At 46.2% G+C, this 25,947-nt stretch carries 22 protein-coding genes, 1 tRNA gene and 1 pseudogene; 10 read left to right on the forward strand and 14 right to left on the reverse strand.

The genetic code is table 11. The features are described from left to right. Positions 1-38: 38 nt before the first annotated feature. A pseudogene (locus tag BQ5809_RS10345) lies at positions 39-203 on the forward strand (IS1 family transposase); the annotation flags it as partial. Between the two features lie 67 nt (positions 204-270). Then, complete coding sequence (locus BQ5809_RS05950) at positions 271-1,578, forward strand: DUF2130 domain-containing protein (protein WP_032827582.1); 1,308 nt, start codon at positions 271-273, stop codon at positions 1,576-1,578. 41 nt (positions 1,579-1,619) lie between these two features. On the opposite strand, the gene BQ5809_RS05955 is transcribed toward BQ5809_RS05950, so the two are convergent. Genes BQ5809_RS05955 through dndC form a run of 4 tightly spaced genes read right to left on the reverse strand, consistent with a single transcriptional unit; the run spans position 1,620 to position 6,614 of the window. Beyond that, positions 1,620-3,203: an FtsK/SpoIIIE domain-containing protein gene (locus BQ5809_RS05955; RefSeq protein WP_003785295.1), complete on the reverse strand. Its 1,584-nt coding sequence runs from the start codon at positions 3,201-3,203 to the stop codon at positions 1,620-1,622. 9 nt (positions 3,204-3,212) lie between these two features. Next, on the reverse strand, positions 3,213-5,273 hold the full coding sequence (locus BQ5809_RS05960; RefSeq protein WP_003785296.1) for an AAA family ATPase: 2,061 nt from the start codon (positions 5,271-5,273) through the stop codon (positions 3,213-3,215). A gap of 4 nt (positions 5,274-5,277) precedes the next feature. Then, positions 5,278-5,499 carry a DNA modification system-associated small protein gene (locus BQ5809_RS05965; RefSeq protein ID WP_003785297.1) on the reverse strand — a complete coding sequence of 74 codons (222 nt, stop codon included), beginning with the start codon at positions 5,497-5,499 and terminating at the stop codon, positions 5,278-5,280. Then, positions 5,496-6,614, reverse strand: coding sequence for a DNA phosphorothioation system sulfurtransferase DndC (gene dndC, locus BQ5809_RS05970; RefSeq protein ID WP_003785298.1), 1,119 nt, complete (start codon positions 6,612-6,614; stop codon positions 5,496-5,498). Before dndC ends, BQ5809_RS05965 begins: the two co-directional genes overlap by 4 nt. 79 nt (positions 6,615-6,693) lie before the next feature. Here dndC and BQ5809_RS05975 point away from each other — a divergent pair, with 79 nt between their 5' ends. From BQ5809_RS05975 to BQ5809_RS05985, 3 genes are all read left to right on the forward strand, one after another. After that, entirely contained in the window at positions 6,694-6,951 is a 258-nt protein-coding gene (locus tag BQ5809_RS05975; protein ID WP_026036269.1) for a helix-turn-helix domain-containing protein, read from the forward strand. After that, positions 6,948-7,409: a hypothetical protein gene (locus BQ5809_RS05980; RefSeq protein ID WP_003785302.1), complete on the forward strand. Its 462-nt coding sequence runs from the start codon at positions 6,948-6,950 to the stop codon at positions 7,407-7,409. The genes BQ5809_RS05975 and BQ5809_RS05980 overlap by 4 nt, the downstream gene beginning before the upstream one ends. Before the next feature lie 83 nt (positions 7,410-7,492). Further along, entirely contained in the window at positions 7,493-8,923 is a 1,431-nt protein-coding gene (locus BQ5809_RS05985; protein WP_003785304.1) for an MFS transporter, read from the forward strand. 63 nt (positions 8,924-8,986) lie between these two features. Here BQ5809_RS05985 and rfaE2 read toward each other — a convergent pair whose 3' ends face one another. Genes rfaE2 through BQ5809_RS10975 form a run of 3 tightly spaced genes read right to left on the reverse strand, consistent with a single transcriptional unit; the run spans position 8,987 to position 12,505 of the window. Further along, complete coding sequence (gene rfaE2, locus BQ5809_RS05990; RefSeq protein WP_003785306.1) at positions 8,987-9,478, reverse strand: D-glycero-beta-D-manno-heptose 1-phosphate adenylyltransferase; 492 nt, start codon at positions 9,476-9,478, stop codon at positions 8,987-8,989. A gap of 57 nt (positions 9,479-9,535) precedes the next feature. After that, positions 9,536-12,328 (reverse strand): Rne/Rng family ribonuclease, encoded by a 2,793-nt coding sequence (locus BQ5809_RS05995; protein WP_003785308.1) that lies wholly within the window; start codon positions 12,326-12,328, stop codon positions 9,536-9,538. Positions 12,329-12,343: 15 nt separating this feature from the next. Then, positions 12,344-12,505 carry a hypothetical protein gene (locus BQ5809_RS10975; protein ID WP_155114345.1) on the reverse strand — a complete coding sequence of 54 codons (162 nt, stop codon included), beginning with the start codon at positions 12,503-12,505 and terminating at the stop codon, positions 12,344-12,346. Between the two features lie 355 nt (positions 12,506-12,860). Between BQ5809_RS10975 and BQ5809_RS06000 the strand changes: the two genes are divergently transcribed. The 3 genes from BQ5809_RS06000 (at position 12,861) to BQ5809_RS06010 (ending at position 16,756) form a co-directional block, all read left to right on the forward strand. Next, positions 12,861-13,865 carry an RluA family pseudouridine synthase gene (locus BQ5809_RS06000; RefSeq protein WP_003785312.1) on the forward strand — a complete coding sequence of 335 codons (1,005 nt, stop codon included), beginning with the start codon at positions 12,861-12,863 and terminating at the stop codon, positions 13,863-13,865. A 30-nt stretch (positions 13,866-13,895) separates the two neighbouring features. Further along, positions 13,896-15,251, forward strand: coding sequence for a UDP-N-acetylmuramate:L-alanyl-gamma-D-glutamyl-meso-diaminopimelate ligase (mpl, locus tag BQ5809_RS06005; RefSeq protein ID WP_003785313.1), 1,356 nt, complete (start codon positions 13,896-13,898; stop codon positions 15,249-15,251). A gap of 440 nt (positions 15,252-15,691) precedes the next feature. Continuing rightward, entirely contained in the window at positions 15,692-16,756 is a 1,065-nt protein-coding gene (locus BQ5809_RS06010) for a 2,3-butanediol dehydrogenase (protein ID WP_003785314.1), read from the forward strand. A gap of 79 nt (positions 16,757-16,835) precedes the next feature. On the opposite strand, the gene BQ5809_RS06015 is transcribed toward BQ5809_RS06010, so the two are convergent. The 7 genes from BQ5809_RS06015 to BQ5809_RS06045 all read right to left on the reverse strand — a co-directional run bounded on the left by BQ5809_RS06015 (position 16,836) and on the right by BQ5809_RS06045 (position 25,204). Continuing rightward, entirely contained in the window at positions 16,836-19,235 is a 2,400-nt protein-coding gene (locus BQ5809_RS06015; RefSeq protein ID WP_019389527.1) for a TonB-dependent receptor, read from the reverse strand. 312 nt (positions 19,236-19,547) lie between these two features. Next, a complete protein-coding gene (locus tag BQ5809_RS10350) occupies positions 19,548-19,859 on the reverse strand; it encodes a hypothetical protein (protein WP_003791268.1) in 312 nt (103 codons plus the stop codon). Then, on the reverse strand, positions 19,860-21,245 hold the full coding sequence (gene argH / locus BQ5809_RS06025; RefSeq protein WP_003785320.1) for an argininosuccinate lyase: 1,386 nt from the start codon (positions 21,243-21,245) through the stop codon (positions 19,860-19,862). Positions 21,246-21,400: 155 nt separating this feature from the next. Beyond that, entirely contained in the window at positions 21,401-22,282 is an 882-nt protein-coding gene (locus BQ5809_RS06030) for a LysR family transcriptional regulator (RefSeq protein WP_003785322.1), read from the reverse strand. A 118-nt stretch (positions 22,283-22,400) separates the two neighbouring features. Beyond that, on the reverse strand, positions 22,401-24,257 hold the full coding sequence (hscA, locus tag BQ5809_RS06035) for a Fe-S protein assembly chaperone HscA (RefSeq protein ID WP_003785324.1): 1,857 nt from the start codon (positions 24,255-24,257) through the stop codon (positions 22,401-22,403). Between the two features lie 284 nt (positions 24,258-24,541). Continuing rightward, positions 24,542-24,635: transfer RNA gene (locus BQ5809_RS06040), tRNA-Ser, on the reverse strand. Between the two features lie 80 nt (positions 24,636-24,715). Next, positions 24,716-25,204, reverse strand: a complete 489-nt coding sequence (locus tag BQ5809_RS06045; protein ID WP_003785327.1) for a GNAT family N-acetyltransferase — start codon at positions 25,202-25,204, stop codon at positions 24,716-24,718. A gap of 462 nt (positions 25,205-25,666) precedes the next feature. Between BQ5809_RS06045 and BQ5809_RS11575 the strand changes: the two genes are divergently transcribed. Beyond that, complete coding sequence (locus BQ5809_RS11575) at positions 25,667-25,831, forward strand: transposase (RefSeq protein ID WP_081353475.1); 165 nt, start codon at positions 25,667-25,669, stop codon at positions 25,829-25,831. After that, positions 25,818-25,931, forward strand: coding sequence for a transposase (locus tag BQ5809_RS11580; protein WP_089152897.1), 114 nt, complete (start codon positions 25,818-25,820; stop codon positions 25,929-25,931). Before BQ5809_RS11575 ends, BQ5809_RS11580 begins: the two co-directional genes overlap by 14 nt. Positions 25,932-25,947: the final 16 nt, after the last annotated feature.

Consider the following 25,947-nt stretch of genomic DNA (forward strand, 5'->3'; position numbering starts at 1 on the left):
CTGCATTTTTAAATGTCTTTTCAAATGAAGAATGACATCTAGTTGGTAAGCAACACACAGTTGGCATTGAGGGTAATAACTGTCGTTTACGGCACAAAGTAAGGCGAGCGTTTAGAAAAACGTGTTGTTTTTCTAAAAGTATGTTTTATCACAAGAAAGTTTTTGATTTAGCTTTCTTTGATATTCACTTTGGCATTGTTTAGTTTTGCAGCACACTTTTCAGGACACCACCAAATTTTATCCAATATGTTATTAATTAAAAGGACTTTCATGCACGAAATCAAATGCCCCCATTGCCAAACCGCGTTCACGATTAACGAAGCCAGTTATGCCGACATCTTAAACCAAGTCCGCACGCAAGAATTTCAAGCCGAAATTCACGAGCGATTAGTGCAACACCAAGCCCAAGCCAAAAGCGAATTGGCATTGCAACAAGCGAAAGCACAAACGCAATTTGAACAAACCTTAGCGCAAAAAAATGCTGAAATCGCCCAATTAAACAGCCAATTAGCATCGCATGAAAAAGACAGACAATTGGCCGTTGCTGAAGTTTCAGGCAGCCTGAAAGCGGATTTGGCAACGCGTGAACGCGAAATTGAGCAACTGCGCGCACAAAATGCTGCGTTGGTTGAGCGTATGAATTTGGAGCGTGATTTGGCGATTAGCCAAGCATTGGCGGCAAAAGAACGCGAGGTGCTGGATTTAGAGACTCAACTGAAATTGAGTGAATCAAAAAATGAATCAGAACAACGTGCGCTGCAAGATAAATTTCAAATGGTTTTGAAAATTAAAGATGAAGAGATTGCAGCTTATAGAGATTTCAAGGCGAAGCAGTCCACAAAAATGGTCGGCGAGAGCTTGGAATTGCATTGTGAAAACGAGTTCAACCGTGTGCGTGCGATGGCGTTTCCGCAGGCGCAGTTCGGCAAGGACAACGACGCGTCTTCAGGCAGCAAGGGCGATTATATTTTCCGCGAAACAGACGGGCAGGGCAGCGAAATCGTTTCCATTATGTTTGAAATGAAAAATGAAAACGATGGCACGGCAACCAAAAAGAAAAACGTGGATTTCCTGAAAGAATTGGACAAAGACCGCCGTGAAAAAGGCTGTGAATATGCGGTGCTGGTGTCGTTGCTGGAGGGCAATAACGATTTGTATAACGATGGGATTGTGGACGTGTCGTATTTGTTCCCGAAAATGTATGTAGTGCGCCCTCAGTTTTTCTTGCCGATGATTTCGCTGCTGCGTAATTCGGGGCTGAATGCACTGAAATACAAGCAGGAAGTGGCGACGATGCGCGCACAGAATATTGATATTACAAACTTTGAAAGTGAGCTGGACGATTTCCGTGAGAAGTTTGATCGCAATTATCGTTTGGCGAGCGAGAAATTTCAGTCGGCAATCAAGCATATTGACGAGACAATTAAGCATTTGGAAAAGACAAAAGCGGATTTGCTGGGGGCGGAAAATAATTTGCGTTTGGCGAATGATAAGGCGGAAGATTTGACGGTGAAGAAATTGACGCGCAAAAATCCGACTATGAAAGCGAAATTTGATGCGTTGAAAGATGGGGAATAATAAAAAGCAGCCTGCACATAATTAAAGTGCAGGCTGCTTTTTTATATGTTGTAGCCGTGTAAAAAGCGCGTTTCGCTGCCGTCCCATTTAATTAAATGGTCGCCATAGCCTGCTAATCCTTCCGCACCCGATTCGCCCAAGATGATATTAGACGATTGGTGTTTGCCAACACGCAAGGCAACTTTGGAATTGAGATTGTCGCGCAATCGTCCGCTTAATGTTGCAGAATCAGGGCGTTGTGTTGCCACGATTAGATGAATCCCTGCTGCGCGTGCTTTTTGCGCTAATCGTACCAAAGGCTCTTCGGCGGATTTGTCGGCATCAAATAAATCGCCTGCTTCTTCTACTAAAACCACGCAATAAGGCGGTCTGGCATGGTCGGCTAAATCGCTGACTTTGTTTTTGTGATGTGCTTCCAATAAGCTATATCGCTCTTCCATTTCATCAACCAAATCATGCAAGGTTTGCACCATTTCATCAATTTCTGTGATGACGTTGCCGCCTACTAAATGTGGATAACGCTTAAATTCTTGATAGTCTACGCGCTTGGGGTCGAGAATATACAATTTCACGTCTTTTTCTGAATTTAATTGACACAAACTGTGCAACAAGGCGCGGATAAACACGGATTTGCCTGATTTGGTTTCGCCAGCGACAACGCAATGCGGCGCATCGGTTAAATCGGCAAATTGTGTGTTGCCTGCTTCGTCAATGCCAATGCACACGGGCAATTTTTCGTTTTTGCGCTGAAATTGCGTTAAGGCAGCCTGAAATTCGGCTTTGCCAAAATCGCGCCATTCTTTGCGCGGACGCAAGATTTTCAAATCAAATGTATAAAGCGTACCGCAACTGGTATTGCGTTCTATGCGTAAAGCATGGTCGGCAATATTGAGTTCGCTGCGTAAGGTTTTTTGTTTACTTTCGTTGCTGTCCAAATCGCTGGCTTGTTTGAGTTGCACACGAAAGCAGCCATAGCGCAAGCCATTGGCGATGAGTTCTACTTTTTCGGCAGCTAATTTTGCGCGTTCCAAGGCTTTTTTGACGATTTCGGCATCTAATACAATGCTGTTTTCGTGGTCTGAATGGTCATTATTTTGCAGGCTGCTTGGTGCGGTTTTTTTGCGTGAATTGGAATGTTTTTGCGCTAATTTTGCCAATTCTTCCAAAAATTGTTTTTGTGCGTCCAATTCAGAATGCTCGTTGTTTTTGCGATAGGTATACCACCGCTTTTCCAGCTCAACTGCGCCTGTGTGCCACAAATCTTGGATAAATTGATACAAATCATCTCGCGTGCAAGGTTTGCCTTGTTTCAATTCAAATAGGGCATCGCTTAAATAAGCCAGCCACAATCGCGCTTCTTTTTGAAAACAGGTTTCAAAATTGGGGATTTCGCTGCCTTTGGCATCGGGTGCGGTTTCTAAATGTGGTATTAAATCTTTTGCAAAACAATATGCAATGCAAAACATCGCCCAGTCATAGTTATTATCAAAAGCGGGCAATGCGCCTTGATTGGCTAATTCTTTGCGAACTTCTTGGCTTTTCAGGCTGCCTTTGATTCTGGGTTTCATCAATTCGTGAAACCATTCTGTATCCCAGCCTGTTGCGGTATTGACTTGATAGGACATTGTTTTCCCTTAATTAAAATATTGATTGGCAAGTACATGGGACTGTGCGCCGCCTGTTGGCAACGATTTGGCGCGTACTAAATAGGTGCTGCAAATGTGTTTAGCCAGCTCTTGACGGACTTCGGTGGTGATTTCGGTATCTTGCGATAATAAAATCACTTGTTGCGGCAAACATGTCCAATGGTTGAACAAGCCTTGGCGGTGTCCTGCATCTAAACGTGCAAGCGGTGTATCAATTACCATTGGTGCGTGATAACGGGCAACTTGTGCCAATGCCGATACCAGCGACATAATCAAAATTTGCATTTGTCCTGCGGATAGGGCAGCCTGAATTTTTTCGCCATTGCTACCATACAAACCCAGTTGTCCGCCTGCTTGTACTTCAATGCGTTGAATACGTGGGTCGTGTGCAATATTTTTGTGCAATTTGGTGGCGATGTTGCCCAAATCATTGGCTTTGGTTTGCAGCAATTTATTGGCGAGACTTTCAATCATTTGCTCCATGCGTTTGGCGCGTTCGGATTTTTGGTGCTGTGGCGAATTATTGGCAGATTCTTGGCGCAGTCGTTCTACTTCAAGTTGCCAGCGGTGGGTATTTTTTTCTTCTTGCTCACATTTGGTGCGCGCGCCGCCTAATTTGCCATTTAAATCGTCCAATGCGTGATGAACTTGCTCTAATTCTTCCACTAATTCATCGTTGCCTGTGCCTTTGAGCATGGCAATTTTGCTTGCCATGTCTTGTGCAATGCGTTCTTGTTCGCTGATGTTATCCAAAATTTCGCCAATATTAGACAGGGGCGATGCGCTTAATTGACGGATTTGATTGCGAATATCTACCGATGCACTGGGCGATAAATAATTGTGTTCAATTTGTTCGGCGCAATTTTCAGGCAGCGGATAAAACAAGCTATTCCAGCATTCTCGCACCGCGTCTTTCATTAGTTCATCGGATAAAATGGTTTGTGCAGAACGCCCCAGCACTTCTTTTACTTTGTCGCTGTTTTGAAATTTATTCCAAAAATCATCAACTTTATCGCCAATTTGGTCTTTATTGCTTTCGTAGCCCAAACGGTTGGCTTCTTTTTCCAGTTGTAAATCCAATTTATCCAATCGCGCTTGCGGTAAAAACGCCAATGGCATGGCTAATACCGCTTCTTTCATCGTATCGCGGAATTTTTGCTGCATGATTTCGGCTTCTTTTTGCGCTTTGGCAAGGTCTTCGGTATGCACAATACTGCTGCTTCCGCCCAATGTTTGCGTTAATGTATCTCGGCGTTGGGTGTATTCATTGATTTGATTGAGCAGGGTTTCTTGTTTTTCGCGTTCTTCTTGCAAAATGGCTTCTGCTTGAATCAATTTGCTTTCCGCTTCTTTTAAAGCAGCCTGCACTTTGGCAGAAGCACTGGCGGAAATATTTTGAGTGCGAAATTGACTTAAACTTTCTTTAAGTTGATTGAGCAATGTAATGCCCAGCAAACCCATCAACGCATCTTTTAGCCAAATGCCTGCACCACTTTGTGCGGCGGTTTGCACAATTTTTTCGCCATCAAAAAAGAAAAATGGTGCGTAATCCGATGGGGGAGCAAAGCGGCTAAAAAAGTTGCGTTGTTGTGAAGGAGGAATCAGTTTTTTGCCACTTTGGTCGTTACGCATATACCAAAGCGCATATTCACGCGAATTTTCGGCAGAATATGAGAAATTGCGGTTGGCATCAAAATACCATTTACGCGCGATTTTTAGTGTATGCACCACATCACGACTGCGTAGGCTAATTTCTAATTCCACCGACATGGTGTGATTGCCACGACGCGCTTGGGCTTGATGAAATAAGGCTTGATTGATAAAACGTGGATAGCTGTGTTCTTGCGAATTTAAACCTGCGCGATTCAAATGCACAATCGCATCGGCATCATATAAACCCAAATAAATTGCTTCGAGCAGCGTGGTTTTGCCGTGTCCGTTTTCTGCGCCAATCAACACCAAGTTTTTGCCGTTTTGCGGTTCCGGGAACGTAAATTCTGCATCGGCATACGATTTGAAATTGTGTAATTTAATTTTGCTAATCCACATGGTTTTACTCTTTCCAATAATCTGTATTGCCCAGCACATCATCAAAAGTGGCACGGCGATTGTCGGCGCGGCCACGTTCTTGTTGCGCCATTTCCCATGCCAGCAATTCGGCTAACGCATCTTCGGGTACTTGAAATTCAACAGCGGTTTGACGCAACAATGAACGCGCTGTTTCATCTTGCCACAACATCAAATGTTCTAATTTTTCTTGTACTTCTGCTTTCATTTTTTGCTCCGAGAGTGGGCGTTAATCACGTCTTTTGCCCAAGTTTGTTTAATCCATTCAATTTCTTTATCAGAAATCAGCTCCGCGCCAAAAGCAGCCTGCACTTCCAATAATTTATCCAACATCATTTTTCGCGCTTCAACGGTAAACGGGCCGGGAATGTGTTGCCCGTTTTTGTATTCCACGCGCCCGTTGCGCCGTTCCATTTGGCGATATTCGGGCTTATTGCGAATCTCCACTAACCAATCCCGAAACTCAATCAATGGCAAAAATTCCGTTTTTCCTACATCAACAAAGCCTTGCAGGCTGCGGTCTTTATTCACCACCGTGCAAGTCCAGCAGCCAAAACGACTGGAATTTGTGCCGCAGCCTGGGGCTTCTTCCTGCGATAACACAATCGGACATTCGCCGCCTGCCGCTTCACGATACAAACGAATCAAATCGCCATGCGTACCGCCCCAAGGCGGATTGTTCGTTGCGAGAAATTCCCACACATCATCGGTACTCAAATCCACAATCGGGCGATAAACAAACGCATTGGGCAAATCATTGTGTGGCGTGAGATTGGAATTTTCTAAATTTTGATGGCGTTCAATGCTGGCTTTGCGTGTGGACGATTCATCTTTTCGCACGCCCAATACGATGATTGCTGCGCCGTTTTCATCCACTTTTTGCTTGATGTAGCCGCTGGTTGGTTGAATTTTCAGGCGGTCGGTACACCAACGCATGGAACGGTTTGGCGTGGGATAACCTTTACCAATCAACAATGTCCAAAAGGTTTCTTGCAATTTTGGAACAGTTACTTCCCCAGTTACAGGCAGCCTGAAAATTTCTGCTGCGTTCAAAATCGTATTCAGCGCGTTGCGCATGTGTTGCACGACAAGCGGACTTTCCACTAGCGTGTCATTGGACACGAAATACACGTTTCGCTGACGCAAAGACGGCGGCAATAACAACAGCATTTCAAAAACAAGATGAGCCACCAAAGTGCTGTCTTTGCCACCCGAAAATGTAACAATCCAAGGGTAATGCTGCGCCATGCTTAAATATTCATCAGCAATGTTTTGTCGGATTTCATCAAAAGGCGAAAGGGTTTGAATCGGGATAACAGTCATTTTTGTGGTTCATTTCATCGTTTTAATCTTATTTGCTCCTAAAACAGGTGCAATGCGGATTGTACCTAAAATTGGTGCAATGAGAAACCCACGTTTATCCATACATTCCACAGAACACATGAAGTTGCGACAACTCCTTATTCGGCGGCGACTAGATTTAGGATTGTCGCAACGCGCATTGGCGGAAAAATTAGACGTGGTGCATTCGTTTATCGGCAAAGTGGAAACAGGCGACAGAAGATTAGATGTATTTGAATTTGTGGAATATTGTCATGCGCTGGATTTGAACGCAGCCGACATTTTGCAGCAGCTACAAGCAGAATTGGACGCAGAATGAATCATCAATCATTGTTTTATTACGCGAATGGTTTTAGACAACTACACACCAATTTCACGCACAAAAACAACAAATCGCCACATAAATTTATTCTGATGCTCGCAGTTGTGGCGTTGTATGAAAAAAGCAGCCTACACACAGAAAAAATCATTTTAAGCGATGAATTAAAACAAGAATTTGAACAACAATGGGTGTTGTGGGTACAAAATTCGCATCATAAAATGAACTTCGGCATGCCCTTGTATCACATGAAATCTGAACCGTTTTGGCGATTTCATCTCAAACCAGATAGCGAATCCGAGTTTGAAAACAAACACCGCATGAAAACCTTTTCCAGTTTGTGCGAAGTCGTGGAATATGTGGAATTGGACGCAGATTTGGTTGCGCTGTTCAAGCAGCCTGCAACGTGTCAGATATTAAAAGACGTGCTGTTGGCGCGATTATTTGAAATTCTGTAAAAAAGCAGCCTGCAACTTAAATGTGCAGGCTGCTTTGTCCTATCTGCTAGAATACCGCCTTTTTTCATTCTAATCATTCAATTATGCACCACATAGAAGACAACCCCAATCAAACCTATTTCAGCGAAAATCCCAATTTTCCTAGCAAAATCATCGTATTCACACTATTCATCGGCGCATTTTTCGGCTACCTGAACGACACCTTACTCAACGTCGCGCTAACCAAAATAATGGCAGATTTTCATGTTGATAAAACCACAGTCCAATGGCTCACCACAGGCTTTTTGCTGATTATGGGCGCGTTCACCCCAATCACCGCCAACCTCATTCAATGGCTTGAAACCCGAAAAATGGTCTTGATTACGCAGACTATTTTCATTGTTGGCTCACTCATTTGCATATTCGCCACTAATTTTCCCGTGTTGATGTTTGGGCGCGTGTTTCAAGCGATTGCCGCCGCGTTTTTCGTCCCCATTTTGTTTAACGGCATCTTAACCATTTTCCCACCCAATCAACGCGGCAAAGCCATGGGCGTGATTACCATGATGTTCACCGCTGCCCCAGCCATGGGTCCCACCATTTCAGGCGTGATTATCGACCACCTAAGCTGGCGTTACCTGTTCTGGCTGACCATTCCTTTTATGGTGTTGGCGATGCTATTAGTGAGCAAATTCTTAACCGTAAACCTGAGCGACATCACCAAACCCAAAGTAGATATTCCGTCAGTGATTGCGTCAATACTAGGTTTTGGCGGTTTGGTGTACGCCAGCAGCAATTTTGAATCTTTACCGTTAGCCGTATTCGTCGCCGTGATGATTATTTCTTTGATGATTATCGCCTTTTTCGTGAAACGCCAACTCACGCTAGATGTGCCATTGCTCAATCTACGCGTGTTCGAGTTCAAACAATTCCGTTATGTCGCCATTATTTTGGTGTGCGGCTCGTTTCTGTTTTTGGGCATGGAATTACTCTTCCCCATGTACACGCAACAAGTTTTATTGATGACAGGCACAGCCACAGGCTTAATGCTCATGCCAGCCAGTATCGCCCAAGCGATTGCTGCCCCACTTTTTGGCGCATTGCTAGACAAAAAAGGCGGACGATTCATGTTAATCCCAGCCACGATTGCGCTGCTCGGTTCATTGGGCGCGATGTGGACATTTTTGGATTTACAAACCAACACCATCGTTTTAACAATTTTGTTTACCGCCATGGCAGTCAGCGTCAGCGCATGTATTACAGGCGAAACGCACGGATTAAACGCTTTGCCACGTGAACTCAATCCGCATGGCGCGAGTACTTTAACCACACTCAACCCGATTGCAGGTGCATTGGGCGCAGCGTTTTTTGTTGGCATGACCAGCATTGGCGAAAAAATGAGCCAAGCGACCAATCCGCAGCAAGACATGTTAAACGGCATTCATCTAGCGATGGCTTGCGCGTTTGTGGTTGCCGTGATTGCGTTTGTGTCGGCATTTCAAATTAAAACAAACGATTGGCGTAAAACAGAATAAGCGCGTACAAAAAGTGCAGGCTGCTTTTGAATACAAGCAGCCTGCACTTTTTATGTGATTAAATTACTGACGAATTTTCGCCAACATTTTAGTCGTAGAAGTCTGATGCAAAAACGGAATGCTGTGAACCTGTCCGCCACGCGCCAAGGTTTCTGCTGCACCTACAATCGCATCGGGTTGCCAGTCGCCGCCTTTAACCAGCACATCGGGCTGCACTTGCGCGATTAAATCGGCTGGCGTGTCGCTGTCAAACCACGTTACCACGTCCACGCTCGCCAAAGCCGCCATCACCGCCGAACGATTGGCAAGTGAGTTAATCGGGCGGTCATCGCCTTTGCCTTGTCGCTTGACCGATTCATCGGTATTCAACGCCAACACAAGGCTCGCACCTAACGCCCGCGCTTGGGCAAGATAGCTAACGTGTCCGCGATGCACAATGTCAAAGCAACCGTTGGTAAACACCAAAGGGCGCGGCAGTTGCGCCAATTTTTGCGCCAGTTGCTCGGGCGGCGTGATTTTTTGTTCAAAATCGGGGGTAGGGTAGGGGGTATTCATCGTCTATCCAAGCATGAAACGCCCATTTGCTTAACTGCTGCAAATGGGCATGTTGATTTACTTAATCGTTTCCACCTGAATCATCTCGCTCGGTGCAGAAGCAGCCTGCACTTTCGGGCGGTCGGCATAGTGCAACACAGGCGCAGCAGGCGGGTCAAGACGTGCCGCAGCCGCAATCAATGCGCCCACGCTGGTCTCCACCAAAATCAAGCCCGACGCCGCTGCCAGTTGCACCGCTTCTTCGCGTGAAGTTTTGTTGATAATAGGCGTAGCTGGCTCAACCAAAGCAGCCTGCGCCACAGGTTCTGCGGCAACAGGTTCGATTGCCGTTTCTTCGGGTTTTTCATGCTCCGAATCTTCTTCAATCGCCTGCAACAACGCGGTTGGCGCGGTTTCGCTGATTTCGGTTTCAGGCACAGAAGCAGAATTGTCTGCATCAACCATTTCAGGCAACACCGTTTCCACCGCATCGCGCACCAACAAAGCAGCCTGCACCACTTCGGTGCTTTCATCTGCATAATTTGATGCAATGGCAGCAGGCGCAACGGTCTCAACCGTTTCGTTCATCACATCAACCGCAACCGTTTGGCGTTTAATCAATGTGCTATCGGCTGCCAAATCAGGATATTGCGCCACAACGTGTGCGATGCCATCTTCCACAATCGCGCTCACATGGTTCAAATCCAGGTAATGCTCGATTTTGGCTGCCGATGGAATGCCACGCGGTTTTTGGTTATTGCGACGGTCGTATTTGCTACGTTTTTCGCCACCCAAGTTCACCACCAAAGGTTTTTCTTTTTTGGCTTTTTGTGGGCGATTTTTCGGATTCGCAGCCGCTTGATTAGTCGATTCCGTTGCTGCTGGATTCAATTCCGCTGGCGATTTTGCAGGCTGCTTGCGTGGATTCGGCTCATTTTTGGGGCGCGATTTCTCAACACGTTGCTCTGGCATCGCTGGTGTGGCATTGGTATCAACAGGGCGTTCTTTTTCCGCATCGCGCTGACGATTGTTCGCTTTGCGATTGGTGCGTTGATTGCCGTTTTCGCTTGGCGCAGCGTTTTCATCGCGTGTTGATTTGGGTCGCGCACGGCGATTAGGGTTATTGCGTTTACGATTACCGTCTTTTTTGCTGCCTGAAACCGCTTTTTTCTCCGTTTCAGGTTTGCTGTCGCTACCTGTAAATAAGCGTTTCAGCCAGCCCTTAAAGCTAGACCACCACGATTTATTTTCGTTCACCGTAGGCGCAGGGGTTGCGTGTTTCAAACCGCGTACAGCAGGTTCGGGACGTGCCGCTTTTTCGCCTTTTTTGTTGGCAAACGGCACGCTGTCGGATTTTTCAGGTTCAGCCACACGTTTATAGCTTGGGTCGGCATTTTCATCTACATCATCAACTTTAATACGCGAAATTTCGTAATGCGGATTTTCCAAATTCGGATTAGGAATCAAAATAACCGACACGTCCAAACGCTCTTCCATGCCAAACAATTCAGCGCGTTTCTCATTCAACAAGAAAGTTGCCACATCAACAGGCACTTGCGCGTGAACTTCGCCTGTATTTTCCTTCATCGCCGCGTCTTGAATCAAGCGCAAAACGTGCAGCGCAGTCGATTCAATACTGCGAATCACACCCGTGCCAGCACAACGCGGACACGCAATATGGCTGCTTTCCGCCAAAGCAGGCTGCAAGCGTTGGCGTGACAATTCCAACAAACCAAAACGCGATAATTTACCCATTTGCACACGCGCACGGTCTTTTTTCAGCGCATCACGCAAAGTTGTTTCCACATCGCGTTGATGTTTCGCGTCTTCCATGTCAATGAAATCAATCACAACCAAGCCGCCCAAATCGCGCAAACGCATTTGACGCGCCACTTCTTCCGCCGCTTCCATGTTCGTGCGGAAAGCCGTTTCTTCAATGTCCGAGCCACGAGTAGAACGCGCCGAGTTTACATCAATAGAAACAAGGGCTTCTGTGTGGTCAATCACAATCGCACCGCCGCTTGGCAAATTCACCGAACGCGCAAACGCCGTTTCAATCTGCTGCTCAATTTGCAAGCGCGAAAACAAAGGCGTGTGGTCTTCATAGAGTTTCAGCCGCGACAAATTATTCGGCATCACATAACTCATAAATTCAGACACTTGCTCGTAAACTTCGGGATTATCTACCAAAATTTCACTAATATCAGGGCGGTAATAATCGCGAATCGCACGAATCACAAGCGAGCTTTCCATAAACAACAAATACGGCTGTTTATGCGCGGCTGCCGCGTCTTCAATCGCACGCCATAATTGCAGCAGGTAATTGAAATCCCAGTTTAATTCTTCCGCGCTACGACCAATGCCAGCCGTCCGCGCAATAATGCTCATGCCGTTTGGCACATCTAATTGCGCCATCGCTTCTTTCAATTCAGCACGGTCTTCGCCTTCAATACGGCGCGACACACCACCGCCACGCGGATTATTTGGCATCAGCACCAAATAACGACCCGCCAAACTAATATAAGTCGTCAAAGCTGCGCCCTTGTTGCCGCGTTCATCTTTTTCAACTTGCACAATCAGTTGCGTGCCTTCTTTCAACACGTCCTGAATACGCGCCTTGCCGCCTTCGTAATCGCGGAAATAAGCGCGTGAAATTTCTTTAAATGGCAAAAAGCCATGGCGGTCTGTGCCGTAATCCACAAAACACGCTTCCAAAGACGGTTCAATGCGCGTTACCACGCCTGTGTAAATATTGCCTTTGCGTTGTTCTTTGCCGAGTGTTTCAATGTCCAAATCCAATAGGGTTTGTCCATCAACGATTGCCACTCGCAATTCTTCGGCTTGCGTGGCATTGAAGAGCATTCTTTTCATGTTATACCTTTATTTTCAAAAGATTAACACGTTTTCGGTTTGATAACTGCTCGCGTGTTGGCGCGGAAAATACGCGCTGCGATGTGTGCAGTTTTGACGATAATAAAGAGCGTTTTTGAAAATTGCAGGCTGCTTTAAATACAAAACGTATTCCGTAGGGTGGGCATTGCCCACCATTTAAGTATCACATTAACGCTGATTTTGGTGGGCAATGCCCATCCTACAATAATATTTTGGTTATGTATTTTCAGGCTGCCTGAAAGTTATTTTATTTAAATGAATAATGTTTAAGCCATCGTCTAATTTTTATATTTCAAACAATATTTTCGCTGCCGTAGGCTTGTGGCAACAAAAAGGAAAACGTGTAAATTACTTTTTTTGTAAAATGGCGACATACGGCTTTTTAGCAATCAATCGGTGTGCAGGCTGCCTAAAAATCATTTTTCACATTAAATCAAAGCCGTATCACTTGCAAACACCGTGTTTTAGGCAGCCTAAATGCTGCTAAAACAAGTTTCGGATTATAGAGAAAATGCCCCAAATTAGCAAAGAAATAGTCAATCACATTACCATTCAAGAACATGAAGCAGGGCAACGCCTTGATAACTATCTGATTAAAATATTAAAAGGCGTACCCAAAAGCCATATTCATCGCATTATTCGCGCTGGCGAAGTGCGCGTAAACAAGGGGCGCGTGAAACCCGATTATCGCATTGAAAATAAAGATTTAGTGCGTATTCCGCCGATTCGCATTGCGGAAAAAGATGTTTCAGGCAGCCTGAAAAATGCGCCCATTCCTGCGCGTGAATTTGACATCGTTTTTGAAGATGATGCGATGATTGTAATTAACAAGCCGAGCGGTGTGGCGGTGCATGGCGGTTCGGGCGTGAGTTTTGGCGTGATTGAGCAGCTTCGCCAATCGCGCCCTGACGCGAAATATTTGGAATTGGTTCATCGGCTTGACCGCGACACAAGCGGTTTGTTGATGATTGCGAAAAAGCGTTCTGCGTTGGTTAAATTGCATGAAATGCTGCGAAACGACCACCCGAAAAAGATTTATTTGGCGTTGGGCGTGGGGACATGGCAGCCTGAAAATCGCCATGTGAAACTGCCATTGATTAAATACACGGGCGCGAATGGCGAAAAAATGGTGCGCGTTGGCTCTGATGCGGACGGGCAATCGGCGCACACGATTTTTCGCGTGTTGAATACGTTTTCAGGCAGCCTGATGCATTCGGTTGGGATTTCGGCGTTGAGTTTGGTTGAAGCGACTTTGAAGACAGGGCGGACGCATCAAATTCGCGTACACATGCAATCGCAAAATTGCCCGATTGCGGGCGATGAGCGTTATGGCGATTATCAGGCGAATAAGCGTTTGCAAAAATTGGGGCTGAAACGTATGTTTTTACATGCTTTTGTTTTGGAATTGAATCACCCCTTGACGGGCGAGAAATTGCATTTAAAGGCGGATTTGCCAAAAGAATTGCAGAATTTGTTGGATAATTTGCAGGCTGCTTTTGGCTTGTCGGGGGTATAATCGCGCTTATTTTTAACACGAGATTTCATCATGCAACATATTCACATCATCGGCATTGGCGGCACATTTATGGGCGGACTGGCGCGAATCGCCAAAGAAGCAGGTTTCAAAGTTACAGGCTGCGATGCGAAAATGTATCCGCCGATGAGTACGCAATTAGAAGAATTGGGCGTAACCGTGTATGAAGGCTTTGATGCAGCGCAACTTGATGAATTTAAAGCCGATATGTATGTGATTGGCAATGTCGCCAAGCGCGGCATGGACGTGATTGAAGGCATTTTGAACAAAAATCTGCCCTATACATCAGGACCGCAATGGCTGGCTGAAAACGTGTTGCACAAAATGTGGGTGCTGGGCATAGCTGGCACACACGGCAAAACAACCACCGCTTCCATGCTCGCGTGGGTGTTGGAATATGCAGGTTATGGCGCAGGTTTTTTGATTGGCGGCGTACCGCAAAATTTCAGCGTTTCCGCACGTTTGCCGCAAAACGACAGCGCGTTTTTCGTAATTGAAGCGGACGAATACGACACCGCGTTTTTTGACAAACGCAGCAAATTTGTCCACTATCGCCCACGCACCGCGATTTTGAACAATTTAGAATACGACCACGCCGACATTTTCCCCGATTTACACGCGATTCAAACGCAATTTCATCACTTGGTTCGCACCGTTCCCAATCAAGGCTTAATCGTGGCAAATGGGCGCGAAGAATCGCTGCACGAGACCATTGAGCGTGGCTGTTGGACACCGATTGAATGGTTTGGCAATCAGGCTGGCTGGCAAATTGCGAACGTGGGTGCGGACGGCAGTTTTGACGTACATTTCAAAGGCGAACACGTTGGACACATCGCGTGGGAATTGCTCGGCGAACACAATCGCATGAACGCATTAGCCGTGATTGCGGCAGCGCGACACGTTGGCGTGAGCGTTCAGGCAGCCTGCGAAGCGTTGAGCCAATTCAAAAACGTGAAACGCCGCATGGAAATCAAAGGCGTGGAAAATGGGGTTACCGTTTACGATGATTTCGCGCATCACCCGACCGCGATTACCACGACTGTGGCAGGTTTGCGCGACAAAGTGGGCGCGGCGCGAATCATTGCCGTATTAGAGCCACGTTCCAACACAATGAAACTCGGCACGATGAAAACCGCACTTTCAGGCAGCCTGAAAAATGCCGACCAAGTTTTCTGTTATACTGGCGGCGTGGATTGGGACGTGGCGGACGCGCTTGTACCGTTGGGCAACAAATTGCACGTTGGCAAGGATTTTGATGAATTTGTGAATGCGATTGTGGCGGCGGCGAAATCGGGCGACCATATTTTGGTGATGTCTAATGGCGGATTTGGCGGCATTCATGATAAATTGTTGGCAAAGTTGAAGTAATATAGTTAATGCACTTATCTTTTAATACTGCGTTGCCAACGCCCTTATGTACTATTCGTACACGGCGGGCATTGTCGCCTTGTATTAAAAAATTATTGCATCAACTATAAAACAAGAAGTGCAGGCTGCTTTTTGCTGAAAATGGGCAAAGTAGCCTGCACTTTTTATTGTGTCTTTGATTTGCATTAAATATATAGTGAATTAAATTTAGATTAGTACAGCGTTGCCGACTCCCTCATGTACTAGCTGTACACGGCGGTCGTTGTCGCCTTGTCCTAATCTAAATTTAATCCACCATAGTAAATTTTTATTGAATACAATGGCTTATGATATATAATAACGAATTGTAAAATGTATCAATTTGTCAAAAACCGCCTGCGAAATTTTGCTACAATATAATCAAATTTCATCGATTTCCCAACCACTATGGAGTAGTAACTATGAAAGCAGCACGTTTTTATGACCGTGGCGATATTCGCATTGAAGATATTCCAGAACCTGTTGTTGCCCCTGGCACAGTGGGTATTGATGTCGCTTGGTGCGGTATTTGTGGTACAGACTTACATGAATTTATGGAAGGCCCGATTTTTATTCCGCCTTGCGGACATCCACACCCCATTTCGGGCGAATCTGTGCCTGTGACAATGGGTCACGAATTTTCGGGCGTGGTGTATGCCGTGGGCGAGGGCGTGACCGATATTCAAGTGGGTCAGCACGTCGTGGTTGAGCCTTATATTGTGCATGATGACGTGCCAACAGGCGAGGGCAGCAATTATCATCTGTCCAAAGACATGAACTTTATTGGTTTGGGTGGCTGCGGTGGCGGTTTGGCGCAAAAAATTGCCGTTAAACGCCGTTGGGTGCATCCGATTTCCAACAATATTCCATTGGACCAAGCGGCTTTGATTGAGCCATTGTCGGTGGGTCATCATGCGTTTGTACGCAGTGGTGCAAAAGCAGGCGATGTGGCTTTGGTGGGCGGTGCAGGCCCGATTGGTTTGTTGTTGGCAGCGGTATTAAAAGCCAAAGGTTTAAAAGTTATCATCACCGAATTGAGCACGGCGCGTAAAGAAAAAGCCAAAGAGTCGGGCGTGGCAGATTATATTCTTGACCCATCGCAAGTTGATGTGGTGGCAGAAGTGATGAAATTGACCGACAACCAAGGCGTTGATGTGGCGTTTGAATGTTCGAGCGTGAACGCGGTATTGGATACGATGGTGGCTGCGTGTCGCCCAACGGCAAAAGTGGTGATTGTGTCGATTTGGAGCAAACCTGCTAGCATCAATATTCACAGCGTGGTGATGAAAGAGCTGGACGTGCGTGGCACAATCGCGTATTGCAACGACCATGCGGAAACGATTAAATTGGTAGAGCAAGGCAAAATCAATTTAGAGCCGTTTATTACTCAACGCATTAAATTGGACGAATTGATTTCCGAAGGCTTTGAGCGTTTGATTCATAACAACGAATCTGCGGTTAAAATTATTGTGAACCCAAATTTGTAATGTGATGGATTGATAAAAATGCAGGCTGCTTTTTTACGGATTTTCGTAGAAAAAGCAGCCTGCACTTTTTATTAACCAACTAGAAGCTCATTTTCAAACCAACGCGAACCGAACGCCCTGCCAAAGGTGTCAAGTATTTAAGCGTGGAATTATGTGGACGCGCTTCGGTGTTGCTCAAATTTCGCGCATCAACAAACCATTCCAATTCGCTTTGTGCGATATGGTGCGTGTAGCTGGCGTACAAATCCCACAGTGTGTAGCCGCCCAAATCAGGCTCGGGATTGACGTTGCGCCCCAAGTGTTTTTGCGGACGATAATGCGTGAGCGAAGTGGCAATATTCCAAGCGTTTTTTTGCCACGTTAAACCGACGCCATAGCGCGTGGTTGGCAATTTGGGCATGTATGCGCCATCGTTTTTGCAGCGAACATATTTACCAAAATCGGCATGAGCAGGGTTGTCCGAACCACACGATACGGCACGATTTTTAACCCAATCGGCAAATACGCGTGTCTGCAATTTACCATAGCTTGCTAAATCAAATTGATGTTGCCAATCCACTTCCCAACCGCTGATTTTGGTATCGCCTTGTCGCCATTCTTTGTATGGCATGTGTCCGTCTTTGGTTGTGCCAGATGAACCCAAATACAAATAATCGTGGAATTGGGTTTGGTAGTGGTTTACGTTAATTTGGCTATTTCCAATGTTGAATTGATTGTGCCATTCCCATGTTTTGGCGGTTTCTGGTTTCAAGCGTGGGTCGCCATGTTCGTTTGCCAGAATGGCGTGATGACGGTTGCTGGCAAACAATTCGTTTACATCGGGTGCGCGTTGCGAATGAGTCCAGCGAATGCCTGTTTGCCAAAAAAGTGCAGGCTGCCACGTTAAATTGGCTTGATAACTTCGCAACTGAAAGGTTTTGTTGTTGTGTTGCTTAATATAGCCCTCGGTTAAGCCGCGTGAAGGGGTGTAATCCTGCAAAAAGGCTTGTTGATGTACTTTGCCATATCGTGCGCCTATATCGCCAGACCATTGTCCTGCGCTGAATTTTTGTAGCGCGAATAAGCCATATTCTTGGGTGCGTGTGTTGGGCAAATAGCGGTCTTTGCCTTGACCGTTGGTGCTGCGGTTGCGCCAATCCAAGCCCAATGTGCCTTTCCACCAATCGGTTGGGTGGATATTGGCTTCCAATCGTGCTTGTCGTATATGGCTGTTTAAGCTGTTTGCCAAATGTTCGCCCAATAATTCTTTATTTTGTGCGTTGGTGTAGGCAAATTGCGCGCGAATATTGTCTAACCATGGCGTGGCTGGGTGATATTGCGCGTCTATTTGCCAACGAGTTTGCGTGGTATCTATGTTTACAGGAGCGGTTCGCAATTCATCGCCTGCGCTTGATAGTGTGGCAACATACCCCGGTACGCCATAAACATGACGATAACGGCTGATGCCCATGCCGATATAACCACGCTCGCCAATATAGCTGATGCCAGCCGATGCCGATTGTCGATGGGCGTGGCTATTGGGCATTTTGCCTTTGACATCGGGCGATTTTTGGATTAGTTCAGTCAGGCGTTTGCCATAGCCTTCGGTTTCATTTGGGTCGTAGAGTGGATTTTTTATCCACATACTGTTGTCAAACCAGTTTGGTTTTTTTTCTTTATAGACATCGCCCAGCCCCAAGCCCCAGTCATCTAAAAAATCTTTCCCTTTTTGTAAATATCGGTTATCTACATAAGCAAAATGGGCTTTGTTGAAAAATTCTTCATATTGCGGAAAGGCTTGGCAACTCAATTCTAATGAATGGTCGCCCATAATTGCTGTGCCGTCTCGGCAGGCTGCCATTTTGTTGTACGATGGAATTTTGTAGCCCGAAATTTGGCTGTTTGCACCGTCAATATGCCATGCCACATTGCCAGCTGTGCCGTCCAAGCGAAATAGCTCGCTGTGTGGCGTGTTGTAGCCGCCGCTGATTTCTACTTTGCCGCCAATTGGTTGTTCGGGTAGCTGGTTAGGAATCAAACCTGTTTCCACTGTTACCGCACCGCCCACCGCATTGCCACCATACAAAACCGCAGCCGATGATTTTTGCACGCTAATTTTATCTGCCAAAAATGGCTCAACCGCGGTGGGCATATTGCCCGACATTGCTGCCATATCGGCAATTCCCAAGCCATTTTCGCTGATGTAAACCCGCGAGCCTGTTAAGCTGCGAATTTGTGGCAAACCATTGTTCGCGCCAAAGCTGCTGTTATGCACACCGCTGATGCGTTCCAGCGTTTGACCGAGCGATGGCGCACGAGTGGTTTGCAAAGTAGCTGCATCAAGCGTGGCTTTGCTGCCGCTGTCTAATTGACTGCCTGATATGGGCAAGCGTTTGCCAGAAACAGTTGTGTTGGGCAAATCTTGGACATTGTCTGCCCAAGCGGGTAGGGCGATTAACATTAGCCAGATTGGTTTTAAATTCCATTTGTTTGATTTCATTGTGCTATTCCCTTTGTATGTAGTGGATTAAATTTAAATCAGGACAAGGCGACAACGACTGCCGTGTACATCTAGTACATAAGGGAGTTGGCAACGCGGTACTGGTTTGAATTTAATTCACGATAAAATAAAAAATGCGCTGTTTGGGTAAACACGCATTGGTTTGAAATTATTTTTACAAATAATATACCATAACAAATGAAAAGTGTATAGATTTGTTAATTTTTTTGATTTTGGTTAAATTTGAGGTGCATTGAATAAAAGTGCAGGCTGCTTTTTGACGGATTTCTGTGGAAAAAGCAGCCTGCACTTTTATTTACTCAAAAATTCATGGCTTTTGAGTACACCATTGTTATCAAAGAAAAAGATTGCGCCTTTGCCTTCGCTATTGGTGCAAGCCAAGCCGTCATCACCTTGTGCATTGGTGAATTTTTCGCTGCAACCCATATTGCTGGTAAACACGCGAATTTGGCATTTGAGCGTTTCGCCGTCTTTAATTGCCAGCATACCATTGGACGTGGTTTTTGGGGCAGAGCAACGCTCATTCCAAGGTGAAGTATTGCTGACCAAACCACAGCCCGATAAGCTCAATAGCAAAGCAGCCTGCAACATGAAAACGCGCATTTAGTTCTCCGTTAATAATTCCTTCCAACGCGCCACCTGATAACGCACTTGTTCAGGCGCAGTACCGCCAATATGATTACGCGCATTCAGGCTGCCTTCGGGGGTCAGCACCGCGTACACATCGTCCGCAATCAAATCGCTAAATCCGCGCAACACGTCCAACGGCAATTCACTCAAATCACATTTTTGCGAATCCGCATGACGCACCGCCAACGCCACCACTTCATGCGAATCGCGGAACGGCAAGCCTTTTTTCACCAGATAATCCGCCAAATCGGTTGCAGTCGCAAAACCTTGCATGACGGCAGCGCGCATATTTTCAGGTTTCACGGTAACGCCGTGCATCATATCGGCATAAATTCGCAGCGTGTCAATCACGGTGTCCACCGTATCAAAAAGCGGCTCTTTGTCTTCTTGATTGTCTTTGTTGTACGCCAACGGTTGCGATTTCATCAACATAATCAAACCAGTAAGATGTCCAATCACGCGCCCCGATTTACCGCGCACCAATTCAGGCACATCAGGATTTTTCTTTTGCGGCATGATGGACGAACCCGTACAAAAACGGTCGGCAATATCAATAAAACCAAAACGCGGCGACATCCACAAAATCAATTCTTCGCTCAAACGGCTTAAATGCACCATCAGCAAACTCGCCGCCGCCGTAAATTCAATCACAAAATCACGGTCAGACACCGCGTCCAACGAGTTTTGGCAAATCTGCTCAAAACCCAGCAAATGCGCCGTTGTTTCGCGCTGAATCGGGTAAGTCGTGCCAGCCAACGCCGCCGCGCCCAATGGCATGCGGTTCACGCGCTTGCGGCAGTCCGCCATGCGCTCATCGTCGCGCCCCAGCATTTCCACATATGCCAACATGTGATGCCCAAAGCTCACAGGTTGCGCCACTTGCAAATGGGTAAAACCTGGCATAACCGTTTCCGCGTTTTGCTCGGCGAGTTCCACCAACGATGTTTGCAAGTTTTTGATTAAACTGCGAATCACGGTAATTTCATCGCGCAACCACAGGCGAATATCGGTTGCCACTTGGTCGTTGCGGCTGCGTCCTGTGTGCAAGCGTTTGCCAGCGTCGCCAATTTTGTCGGTTAAGCGGCGTTCAATATTCATATGCACGTCTTCCAAATCCAGCGACCATTGCAGGCTGCCTGAATCAATATCTGCCTTGATTTCCGCCATACCGCGTTGAATTTCCGCCAAATCTTGCGCCGACAATACGCCCGCTTCGTGCAACATTTGCGCGTGTGCCAGCGAACCTTGAATGTCCCAATGCGCCAAGCGTTTGTCAAAATCAATCGAACCTGTGTATTGTTTGACTAATTCGGAAACAGGTTCGTTGAAGCGTCCTGACCATGTTTTGTTGTCTTGCATGATGTTTGTTCCTTGTTTAAAAAGTAAAAATGTAAAGGGGAAAAGTGCAGGCTGCTTTTATTGGATTTGGAAAGCGAATCGTGCAACTTTTGCTAATTTAAGAGTGGGTATGGCGGCGATACGCCATGTTCGTGATTAAAAAGCAGCCTGCACTTTTATGACTGGCATTTCTGCGCCATAAAATCAATAAAACTACGCACTTTGGCTTTCATGAACTGGCGATTGGCATACACGGCATACAGCGGTGGGTCTTGCATTTGGCAATCGGGCAGCAGGCGGATTAATCGTCCTGCACGTAAATCGTCATCGGCAAGCCACGCTGGAATGTAGCCGATGCCTGCCCCTGCACGAATGAGCGATGCCAGCATTTGTGTGTGGTTGCTGCGAATTTTGCCGTTGAGCTGTAAGTTGATTCTTTGCCCTTTGTACTCGCCCGATAGCTGCGACAAATCAACATAAGATTGCAATACGGCTTGATGTTGCGACAATTCATCGGGGTGTGTAGGCTGTCCGTGTTGGGCGATATAGCTGGGCGATGCCGCTAAATAAAACGGAATCTTGCCCAAGGGTTTGGCGATGATGTTGTCGGCTAATGTGTGCGTTAAACGCAGGGCAAGGTCTTCGCCGTCGCTGTTTAAATCGACGCGCTGATTGGTGAGTGTGAGCATCAGTTCAACATCGGGATACAGCGTTTGGTATTCGTGCAATAAGTGGGCAAAATGGTCGCACGCAAACCAAACAGGTGCGGAAATTCGCAACAAGCCTTGTGGCTTGCTTGTGCCAGCCTGCGCCGATTCTGCGGCTTGTGCCAGCAATTCCAACGCGGTGCTGCAATCTTGAAAATAACGCTCGCCTTGTTCGGTTAGTTTTAGGCTGCGATTATTGCGATACAGCAACTGTGCGCCCACGTTTTTTTCCAAGTGGGCAACGTGTTTGCTTGCCATAGGAATGGAAATATCCAACAAATCCGCCGCCCGAGTAAAGCTGCCACTTTGCACCACTTGGCAAAATACTTTCATGCTTAATAATGTATCCATGCTTATCCTTGTTTATAAGCCAAAAGCAGCCTGCATTTTAGCGATTGTTGCACAATATAGCTATTGAAAGAGGCACAAAAATAAGGGCCATTTCCGCTTGTGAAAATAGCCCTTATGTTTATAAATCCGCCACGTTTACCCCACCCAACGCACGCTGAATATTCCTATCCATGCGTTTCGCGGCAAAATCATCAGTCGCGTGGGTTAATTCATGGACTAGTGCGCGAATTTGCTCCGCCGTATGCGCGGCTAAACTCGCATTCAATCGCGCAATCAAGCCATTGATTTTATTCAATTCATCTTCACTCAATAAATCAGAATCCAATTCTAACGCTGCCTGAATCGCATCAATCAAACTTTCCGCTTCCACTTTCGCTTCGGCACGCGCACGGGCAGCGGCATCGTCTTTCGCGTTGCTCATGCTGTCGCGCAACATCTGTGTAATCGTGTCATCGTCCAAACCGTAAGACGGCTTCACTTCAATTTGCGCTTGAACGCCAGTCGTTTGCTCACGCGCCGACACCGACAACAAACCGTCCGCATCTACTTGAAATGTAACACGAATACGCGCCGCGCCAGCCACCATCGGCGGAATACCGCGCAAGGTAAATTTCGCCAAACTGCGGCAATCCGCCACCAATTCACGCTCGCCTTGCACAACGTGAATCGTCATAGCTGTTTGACCGTCTTTGAACGTGGTAAATTCCTGCGCTCGCGCCGTTGGCAAAGTGGAATTGCGCGGAATAATTTTTTCCGCCAAACCGCCGTAAGTCTCTAATCCCAAAGACAAAGGCGTTACGTCCAACAGCAGCCACTCGCCGTCATTTTTGTTGCCAGCCAACACATTCGCCTGCATTGCCGCACCCAATGCAACCACTTGGTCAGGGTTCAAATTGTTCAATGGCGTTTGCCCGAAAAACGCGCCAACCGCTTGCTGAACGTGCAGCATTCTCGTTGCGCCGCCGACCATAATCACGCCTTTGATGTCGGATTTGCTTGCGCCAGCGTCTTTTAATGCTTGTTTGACTGGTTCAATCGTTTTGGCGACCAAATGCTGTGTTAAAGCGTGAAATTCCGTGCGCGTAATCGTTGTGTCCAGCGTTTTGCCGTTGCTCAATGCTGCCTGAATGCGCGTTTCAGGCAGCCTGCTCAATTCTTCTTTTGCCACACGAACCAAGCCAAACAATAATTGAATATCGCGTTCATCGGTCAATGAAAGCTGATTATTTTCAACGATATGGCAAAATAAACGGTGGTCAAAATCATCGCCGCCGAGCGCAGAATTGCCGCCAGTCGCTTTCACTTGGAACAAGCCTTTGGACAATTCCAACACCGACACATCAAACGTGCCACCGCCCAAATCGTACACCACAAACGTGCCTTCCGCGCCATTGTCCAAACCGTAGGCAATCGCGGCGGCGGTCGGCTCGTTCAGCAACCGCAACACGTTCAAGCCAGCCAAACGCGCCGCGTCTTTCGTGGCTTGGCGTTGCGCATCATCAAAATAGGCAGGGACAGTAATCACCGCGCCCACCAGTTCGCCGCCCAAGCTGTTTTCGGCGCGTGTTTTCAGTTCGCGCAAAATGTCGGCGGACACGTCAATCGGCGTTTTTGCGCCATTTTTTGTTTGCAATTCAATGATTTTTTCGGATTTGCCGAAACGGTATGGCAGATGTGAAACATCAATTTCGGCTAATTTGCGCCCGATTAGTCGTTTAGCTGACGAAATGGTGTTTTGTGGGTCAATCTTTTGTTGTTCCAGTGCTTTTTTGCCGACAATGGTTTGCTCGTTGCCCAAATAGCGCACAACCGAAGGCACAACCACTGCGCCGTTTTCATCGGGCAGGCAGGTTGCTGAGCCGCTTCTTACGGTGGCGACTAAGCTGTTGGTTGTGCCTAAATCTATGCCGACCGCCAAACGGTGTTGGTGTGGCGCGGTGGACATATTCGGTTCTGCAATTTGTAGTAAAGCCATGATGTGTATTCCTTGATGTTGATTTTGTGGCGCGATTTTAACATAGTTTGTTGAGTGATTTAGTCGGATATATAAAAGTGCAGGCTGCTTTTGAGTATTTATAGTGAATTAAATTAAATTTAGATTAGTACAGCGTTGCCAACTCCCTTTTATGTACTAGCTGTACACGGCGGTCGTTGTCGCCTTGTCCTAATCTAAATTTAATCCACTATAAAAGCAGCCTGCACTTTGTTAGTGCATAGATAAAAATAAAGCCCCTTGAAATAATTCAAGGGGTTTATATTTGGCGGAGTAAGAGGGATTCGAACCCTCGATCCAGGTTATAGCCCAGATGCACCCTTAGCAGGGGTGTGCCTTCAGCCTCTCAGCCATTACTCCGTTTCAGAAAGACGCGATTATATTTTTGCTAACCGAGATTCGTCAATCATTATTTTTTTTAAATAAGTATTGGTTTGTTTTTACAATAAATATTTTCGCATTAAACAGCAGCCTGCACTCACATTTTGGTTGAGCGGCATAATCGCATCGCCCAAGGATTGATAGCGGTTAAGCTGATAAAACGCCACGGAATTGAGTGATGCGTACAAACTCAATAAACTTAAATCGGCTTGTATGGCAAGGGCTTCGGCGCGTTGTAATAGGGCTGTACCTAGCCCGTGGTTATGCACAAAGGGGTGGACATATAACGCATCTAGCTGGGCTTCTTGGTAGTCTAGCTGGAAAAAGCCTTGCACGGTGTTTTCGTATTCAATCAGCCACAGGGCTTTGTCGGGGCTGTTGATGGTTTCGTGGTAGCTTTCGGGGTGCAGCAGCGATAACCATGCGTCCATGATTTCGGGTGTGTAGCTTTGTAAGCAAGTATAACGGACGGCATGGCGATGAACGCGCAAAATGTCGGGACAGTCGCTTAATTTGGCTGGGCGCAAGGTGGTGGGAAAAATGTTCATGGTGTGCGATTAGAATGATTTTGATGCGTGGATTATAAAACGTGTGCGGATAGGGGTAAACCTGCATTGAGAGATGTGTATTGGTATGATACTTATGGCGCGGTATTTTTTTAGGGAATTTTTGAAATGCTGTAAAAAATACCGTAAATTTTATGTTGATGCAATTTGATTGAATTGTACGATATTGAACTACAAGCAGCCTGCACAATAGGGCTATTTGAAAATTATTCTTTGTAAATCAATTACTTTGTTTACGGCGTTGTACGGTATTGGACAAGAAAAAAGCCCCAAAATGGGGCTGTTTTTTTGACAGCGAGACTTTAAAAGAATATATAAAAATATGATTTTAAATAAAATTAAATTTTAAAAAATAATAAATACCGTAAAAAGTACCGTAATTTTCAAATATCACAACCCTAGATAGTTTAGAACCTGTATTCACAAAAATGATAAAATATCTTTATGACTAGAAAATCCTACCCAACAGACTTAACAGATGCCCAATGGCAAGCGATTGAGCCACATTTTAACCAGCTACGCCACTACAAATGGGATAAACGTCAATTAGTGAATGCCGTTTTTTTACATTACCAAAACAGGTTGCCAATGGCGTATGCTGCCCAATGATTTTCCACCTTATTCAACCGTATGGAGTTTCTATCGCAGAGCCAATCAATCAGGCTTATGGGATAGAATTCTTTTGGCATTGGTTCAAAAAAACGTTTAATCCATCAAAAACAAGC

This window comes from Kingella kingae ATCC 23330 (genome assembly GCF_900111845.1).
GTDB lineage: Bacteria > Pseudomonadota > Gammaproteobacteria > Burkholderiales > Neisseriaceae > Kingella > Kingella kingae.

Excerpts from the sequence above, each read along its gene's own strand:
- BQ5809_RS05985 (WP_003785304.1), top strand. The coding sequence starts at position 7,493 with ATGCACCACATAGAAGACAACCCCAATCAAACCTATTTCAGCGAAAAT.
- BQ5809_RS10975 (WP_155114345.1), bottom strand. The coding sequence starts at position 12,505 with ATGGTGGGCAATGCCCACCCTACGGAATACGTTTTGTATTTAAAGCAG.
- BQ5809_RS05955 (WP_003785295.1), bottom strand. The coding sequence starts at position 3,203 with ATGTCCTATCAAGTCAATACCGCAACAGGCTGGGATACAGAATGGTTT.
- BQ5809_RS11575 (WP_081353475.1), top strand. The coding sequence starts at position 25,667 with ATGACTAGAAAATCCTACCCAACAGACTTAACAGATGCCCAATGGCAA.
- BQ5809_RS06015 (WP_019389527.1), bottom strand. The coding sequence starts at position 19,235 with ATGAAATCAAACAAATGGAATTTAAAACCAATCTGGCTAATGTTAATC.
- dndC (WP_003785298.1), bottom strand. The coding sequence starts at position 6,614 with ATGACTGTTATCCCGATTCAAACCCTTTCGCCTTTTGATGAAATCCGA.
- rfaE2 (WP_003785306.1), bottom strand. The coding sequence starts at position 9,478 with ATGAATACCCCCTACCCTACCCCCGATTTTGAACAAAAAATCACGCCG.
- BQ5809_RS11580 (WP_089152897.1), top strand. The coding sequence starts at position 25,818 with ATGCTGCCCAATGATTTTCCACCTTATTCAACCGTATGGAGTTTCTAT.
- BQ5809_RS05975 (WP_026036269.1), top strand. The coding sequence starts at position 6,694 with ATGAGAAACCCACGTTTATCCATACATTCCACAGAACACATGAAGTTG.
- BQ5809_RS05980 (WP_003785302.1), top strand. The coding sequence starts at position 6,948 with ATGAATCATCAATCATTGTTTTATTACGCGAATGGTTTTAGACAACTA.
- BQ5809_RS06010 (WP_003785314.1), top strand. The coding sequence starts at position 15,692 with ATGAAAGCAGCACGTTTTTATGACCGTGGCGATATTCGCATTGAAGAT.
- BQ5809_RS10350 (WP_003791268.1), bottom strand. The coding sequence starts at position 19,859 with ATGCGCGTTTTCATGTTGCAGGCTGCTTTGCTATTGAGCTTATCGGGC.
- BQ5809_RS05995 (WP_003785308.1), bottom strand. The coding sequence starts at position 12,328 with ATGAAAAGAATGCTCTTCAATGCCACGCAAGCCGAAGAATTGCGAGTG.
- BQ5809_RS06045 (WP_003785327.1), bottom strand. The coding sequence starts at position 25,204 with ATGAACATTTTTCCCACCACCTTGCGCCCAGCCAAATTAAGCGACTGT.
- BQ5809_RS06000 (WP_003785312.1), top strand. The coding sequence starts at position 12,861 with ATGCCCCAAATTAGCAAAGAAATAGTCAATCACATTACCATTCAAGAA.
- argH (WP_003785320.1), bottom strand. The coding sequence starts at position 21,245 with ATGCAAGACAACAAAACATGGTCAGGACGCTTCAACGAACCTGTTTCC.
- BQ5809_RS05965 (WP_003785297.1), bottom strand. The coding sequence starts at position 5,499 with ATGAAAGCAGAAGTACAAGAAAAATTAGAACATTTGATGTTGTGGCAA.
- mpl (WP_003785313.1), top strand. The coding sequence starts at position 13,896 with ATGCAACATATTCACATCATCGGCATTGGCGGCACATTTATGGGCGGA.
- hscA (WP_003785324.1), bottom strand. The coding sequence starts at position 24,257 with ATGGCTTTACTACAAATTGCAGAACCGAATATGTCCACCGCGCCACAC.
- BQ5809_RS05950 (WP_032827582.1), top strand. The coding sequence starts at position 271 with ATGCACGAAATCAAATGCCCCCATTGCCAAACCGCGTTCACGATTAAC.
- BQ5809_RS06030 (WP_003785322.1), bottom strand. The coding sequence starts at position 22,282 with ATGGATACATTATTAAGCATGAAAGTATTTTGCCAAGTGGTGCAAAGT.
- BQ5809_RS05960 (WP_003785296.1), bottom strand. The coding sequence starts at position 5,273 with ATGTGGATTAGCAAAATTAAATTACACAATTTCAAATCGTATGCCGAT.